Annotated in this window: 7 protein-coding genes; 3 read left to right on the forward strand and 4 right to left on the reverse strand. The window is 53.2% G+C overall.

Annotated features, from left to right (window positions below; translation table 11 throughout):
- Positions 1 to 482: DsrE family protein (locus tag M7R55_RS11000; protein WP_298220503.1), on the reverse strand; the 482-nt coding region annotated here is incomplete at its 3' end.
- A 274-nt stretch (positions 483 to 756) separates the two neighbouring features.
- Here M7R55_RS11000 and M7R55_RS11005 point away from each other — a divergent pair.
- Positions 757 to 1743 (forward strand): substrate-binding domain-containing protein, encoded by a 987-nt coding sequence (locus tag M7R55_RS11005; RefSeq protein ID WP_298220505.1) that lies wholly within the window; start codon positions 757 to 759, stop codon positions 1741 to 1743.
- Positions 1744 to 1905: 162 nt separating this feature from the next.
- Here the strand turns inward: M7R55_RS11005 and M7R55_RS11010 are convergent, their stop codons facing one another.
- Together M7R55_RS11010 and M7R55_RS11015 are read right to left on the reverse strand one after the other, a co-directional pair.
- Positions 1906 to 2331 carry a HEPN domain-containing protein gene (locus M7R55_RS11010; protein ID WP_298220507.1) on the reverse strand — a complete coding sequence of 142 codons (426 nt, stop codon included), beginning with the start codon at positions 2329 to 2331 and terminating at the stop codon, positions 1906 to 1908.
- Positions 2328 to 2666 carry a nucleotidyltransferase domain-containing protein gene (locus M7R55_RS11015; RefSeq protein ID WP_298220509.1) on the reverse strand — a complete coding sequence of 113 codons (339 nt, stop codon included), beginning with the start codon at positions 2664 to 2666 and terminating at the stop codon, positions 2328 to 2330. The genes M7R55_RS11010 and M7R55_RS11015 overlap by 4 nt, the downstream gene beginning before the upstream one ends.
- Positions 2667 to 3137: 471 nt before the next feature.
- On the opposite strand from M7R55_RS11015, the gene M7R55_RS11020 reads away from it, so the two are divergent.
- Positions 3138 to 3434 (forward strand): hypothetical protein, encoded by a 297-nt coding sequence (locus M7R55_RS11020; protein WP_298220511.1) that lies wholly within the window; start codon positions 3138 to 3140, stop codon positions 3432 to 3434.
- A gap of 20 nt (positions 3435 to 3454) precedes the next feature.
- Entirely contained in the window at positions 3455 to 4114 is a 660-nt protein-coding gene (locus tag M7R55_RS11025; protein ID WP_298220513.1) for a nucleotidyl transferase AbiEii/AbiGii toxin family protein, read from the forward strand.
- On the opposite strand, the gene M7R55_RS11030 is transcribed toward M7R55_RS11025, so the two are convergent.
- Positions 4088 to 4507: a type II toxin-antitoxin system VapC family toxin gene (locus M7R55_RS11030; RefSeq protein ID WP_298220515.1), complete on the reverse strand. Its 420-nt coding sequence runs from the start codon at positions 4505 to 4507 to the stop codon at positions 4088 to 4090. The genes M7R55_RS11025 and M7R55_RS11030 overlap by 27 nt on opposite strands.
- Between the last annotated feature and the right edge of the window lie 174 nt (positions 4508 to 4681).

The raw sequence follows: 4681 nt of genomic DNA on the forward strand, positions 1-4681 counted from the left end.
CGCGCTTGCAGGAAAGCCACTTCAGCAAAACCTGACGGCACGATATCCGCATCTTTTACGCCATACAGGGTATGAAAATCAATACCTTGTTCGATCAGCGAGTTGTTGCACACAACAAACTGCACGCCATGCGCACGCAATGCGTCAATGGTAGCCTTCTCTTTGTCATCCGGATGCGCCAACCATGCCACGCCCTTGGCGTACATCACGATTTTGACATCCATCTTGCCACCCCAAACTTCGGTCGCCTTGATAGCATTGGCGACATTGCGCAACTTCATGCCACGCACTGCAGGCATATCACTGACCAGCGGCACGACAACCTTGAGCGTCCCATATTTCTCATGGGTAATATGTGGTTTGACATAGGCAGATACGTGAGCCGCATCTGTCGCTGCTGCCGTACCATCCGCAAATGCCGGTGCTGCCACACACAATGCTGCTGCCACCATAGACCACAAAACATGCCGTTGTAATTTCATCAGTCTCTCCATTTAATCTAGCTGTAAAATACCTACGTTTAACAATCTAACCTGCACCGGAACGAAACGCAAGCGCATCACTTCCGCGCCCCCGCAGTTTACAACGAACCCGGCTAGCTTTACAATCATGAAATCGGTATACAGTGAATGTCCTGACATCACCCTCGCCTGCGCACCGAACATTATCGACCGCGCATGCCGGGCGGTCTATTTCTGCACTGACTACCTGATGCTGCACCATCAATTCATATCAACGGTTCTGGAGACCTTACTCATGACAATTCGCCACACCCGTCTTGCACGCGCTATGGCCAGCGCATTGTGCGTACCTGCTCTTTTGCTTGCCTCGCTGACCCATGCTGCCGACGCGGTCAAAGAACAATTCTTTCCGCCATGGAGCCACGGCGCCAATGACCCCATCACCGAACATGGACTGGATTTCACCGTTCCTGAGATCGACAACCTGCCCGATTTTCATGGCGACCCCTGCCAGGCAAAACTGACCGTGTTCGTCGGTGGCAACTACTTTTTCGCTATGGCGCCACTGGTTGCCGAATTTGTCAAAGAACATCCGGAATTCAAAGGCAAGATTTATTACGAAACCATCCCGCCCGGTCTGCTGGTTGACCAAATCAAGCATAACGGCACCATCACCGTCGGCAATATGACCTGGACCGCACATGCTGACGTCTACGCTGGCGGCATGAAACGCGTCACCGGCGTCATCAAGGACGGCTACGCCATTGGCCCTGCCGTACCTTACGTCACCAACACCCTCACCATCATGGTACCCAAGGGCAATCCTGCGCACATCACAGGTCTTGCCGATCTGGGCAAACCCGGCGTGCGTCTGGTCATGCCAAACCCCAAATTTGAAGGCATTGGCCGTCAGATTAAAGCCAGCCTTGCCAAGGCTGGCGGCGACGCACTGGTCAACACCGTCTACACCGACAAAGTGAAAAACGGTGAAACGCTAATGACGCATATCCACCATCGCCAGTCACCACTGTTCCTGATGCTCGGACGCGCCGACGCAGGCGTGACCTGGCAGTCGGAAGCCATCTTCGAAGAAGATGTAGGCAACCCCATCAGCCATGTCGCCATCCCGGACAGCCAGAACACCACCGCAATTTACGCGGCTGTCGCACTAAAAGCTGCGCCACACAAAAAAGCTGCCCGCATGTGGGTCAACTACCTGCGCTCGCCACAAGCACTGGCGATTTTTGAACGATATGGTTTCAAACCTTACCAAAGTAAATAACCAAGGCACATAACCAAGGCACATAACCAAGGTACATAACCAAGGTACATAACCAAGGTACATAACCAAGGTAAACAACCCAAACAGGCAGCTTACGCTGCCTGTTTTTTTAAGTTATCCAGAACTCGTGATTGATAGTATCTCGTTTTATGGATCATGGCGTTACGTTAGTAGCCTGTCGATAGGTTTGTTCGGCATAAATTCGGTTCGTATAACAGAGACGAAGATTTCGGCCTGCTTCACCATCTCTCGAGCATCATCTGATTCGACCGAATTCCCATTGTAGTCAGCCACCAGTCGGATTTCGTGCGCTCGGTTCAAAAGGCGCCCCACCTCTTTTGATATCGGACCGTTCTTGACCAGGTGGTTACCGAAGGCCCCGATCAGACCACTATGGGTGCGACCAACATCCGGCTCGACTGGCGCACCTGATGCTAACAGAGCAGCGCGGGCGGCGTCGAACATCGCATAATAGGCACGATTCGCAGCACCGTCCACATCACCGAGATCAAGCAACGCACGAGCAGACGAACATGCTGTGCTTGCTTTCACCATCATGGCTTCAGGCGTCAATTGCCAATTACTCACAGCCGAACCCCTTCCCGATGAATATTGCGCAGCAAAGCAGGGTTCGAGTAGCTTTCAGGATTCTCCCATTCATCAAGCCATACCGGGAGAGGCGAAATGAGGATGCCGGTTTCTAACAGAACATCGAATGCAATATCCGCCATATCCAACTTGGCTGTCAGGAACCGTTGGTGTTCACCACGCAAAAGCACGGCTACATCCACATCACTGTCCGGACGGTGCGTTCCACGCGCGCGGCTACCATAGACAATGGCTTCCACCACGTCGTAGCGACTGGCTATTAACGCAAGAAACCGATGAACGGCCTCTTCGGTGTTGTGGTCAATGCGATTCATAAGCGCCTCACAATCCAACCAGATTTTTAGGAACCGCTGATTAATTCCCACATGGTCGCGACGGTGGCTTGGCGGAATGAAATGCAAGGCGTGACGTGCAGCCAAGGGTTATTCTCCTTGACGAGCGGCATAACGCGGCAGTTCGCCCGCCAAGCCCCGTCCCGCCGAGCATGTTTTGCTCGTTATCAACGAGGCGGTTGCGGTCAAATCGGGGGCTCGCGTGTCTGTACGGCTTGGTGTCAAAGTCCCGGCTACGACCTGCGCCGTACGCGTCGCGATCTTCCCGATTTGACCCGCAACGCGCCTCATGGAGGAGTTAATCAGCGGCCCCCTGAGATGATAGCACAAAGGACGGATCACAGGCCCGGCATCGCGATCTTGGATCGTAAAAGCGCATTGCACTCTTGACCACAAAGGCGTAAAGTTTGCCCATTAGAAATTGTAAACATGTGTTGAAGAAGAGATGTCTTCATGATTCAGGTCAGTCAAGAGTCATTAAAGCCACTTGCCAGCAAGTACATCTGGTGGAAAACGCCAGAAGAAGCGGTGCTCATGCCCGAGCGAGTAATTGCCCAAGTGATGAACATCGGCGACTACTCCGACGTTCAGTCTCTAGCCTCGCAAGTCGGCGATGAGGTGCTTCGCGAAGTCCTGACGCACGCAGAGGCCGGTCAGTTCAATGAACGCTCTTGGGCGTACTGGCATTACCGTCTTGGGCTATCGAGCGTGGATCATGTCCCGCCCTTACCCGTGCGGAGGTTTACGTGACTCTCACGTTCAAACCCTGCATGGACATATTGCCCCCTGCGCAGCAACGCCTCTGGCCGGAACTTCACAACGCTCCAAATCTGGGATTTACGCTGTACGGCGGCACTGCCATCGGGCTGCGGTTGGGGCATCGTGATTCAGTTGATTTCGATTTCTTTTCTGAAAAGCCGCTTGACCGAGAAGCCATCAAAGTGGCTTTTCCGTTTATGGATCAGTCCACAACGCTCCAGAATCGGGACAACACTTGGGTTGTGCTTGTCCCCTATGGAAGCTCGGAAAGGGAGCACGTCAAAGTTTCATTCTTCGGTACGATTGCCTTCGGACGAGTTGGGGAGCCTGACTTTACCGATGACGGTATTTTGCAAGTAGCTTCTTTTGCCGACCTGATGGCAACCAAGGTTAAAGTCGTACTCCAACGCGCCGAGGCCAAAGACTATCGCGATGTCGCTGCGATGATCAATGCCGGGGTAAGTTTGTCACACGGACTCGCATCCGCTCGCCAGCTTTACGGCCCGAATTTCCAACCGAGCGAGAGCCTGAAAGCGCTCGTCTATTTCAACGACGGCGACTTGAACACACTGACCGCTGACGAAAAAAAGACGCTGGTCGATGCCGTGAAGACCGTGCGCAACCTTCCTGATGTGGCGTTGCGCTCAACTTCCTTGAGTAGTACGAATTGAAAGGTGAACAACCAGTTCAGAGTATTGCTTCAGCATCCCATCGGTGGTGAGCAAATAAGCGGGCAACGACTGCGCCTGCGCTACCAACAAACGGTCAAACGGATCGCGGTGATACCAAGGGAAGCTCGCAATCGGATAACAATCCTCGCCCTTGACCATCAACTCGGTAAAGCCTGTATCCAAGGCAAGGCGATGAATGTCCTGTGGAGAAAAATCGAAATTCACCCGCTGCAACGAATGTTTGATCGCCACTTCCCAAATACTGGCCGAACTGAAATAAACCGTATTGGACGACTCGGATATTCCGGCGGCCACCTCCTTCGGCAGGCGCTCCGGGGCAAGCAGCGCCGCAAGCAACACACTGGTATCCAGTAAATAAACGTGCCCGACCATTTATTTTTCCTGCCCGAACATGGCCGCAATTTCATCGGCATTCAAACTGTCAAAGTGCTCTGGGAAAGTGAAAGATTTTTTGCCCAAACCCAAGTTGCGTGGAGGTTTGGCGGGACTGGGCAACGCCACCAAGCGCGCCACCGGCTTGCCCCCACGGGCAATTACAATCTCTTC

This window comes from Halothiobacillus sp. (assembly GCF_027346185.1).
Classification (GTDB): domain Bacteria; phylum Pseudomonadota; class Gammaproteobacteria; order Halothiobacillales; family Halothiobacillaceae; genus Halothiobacillus.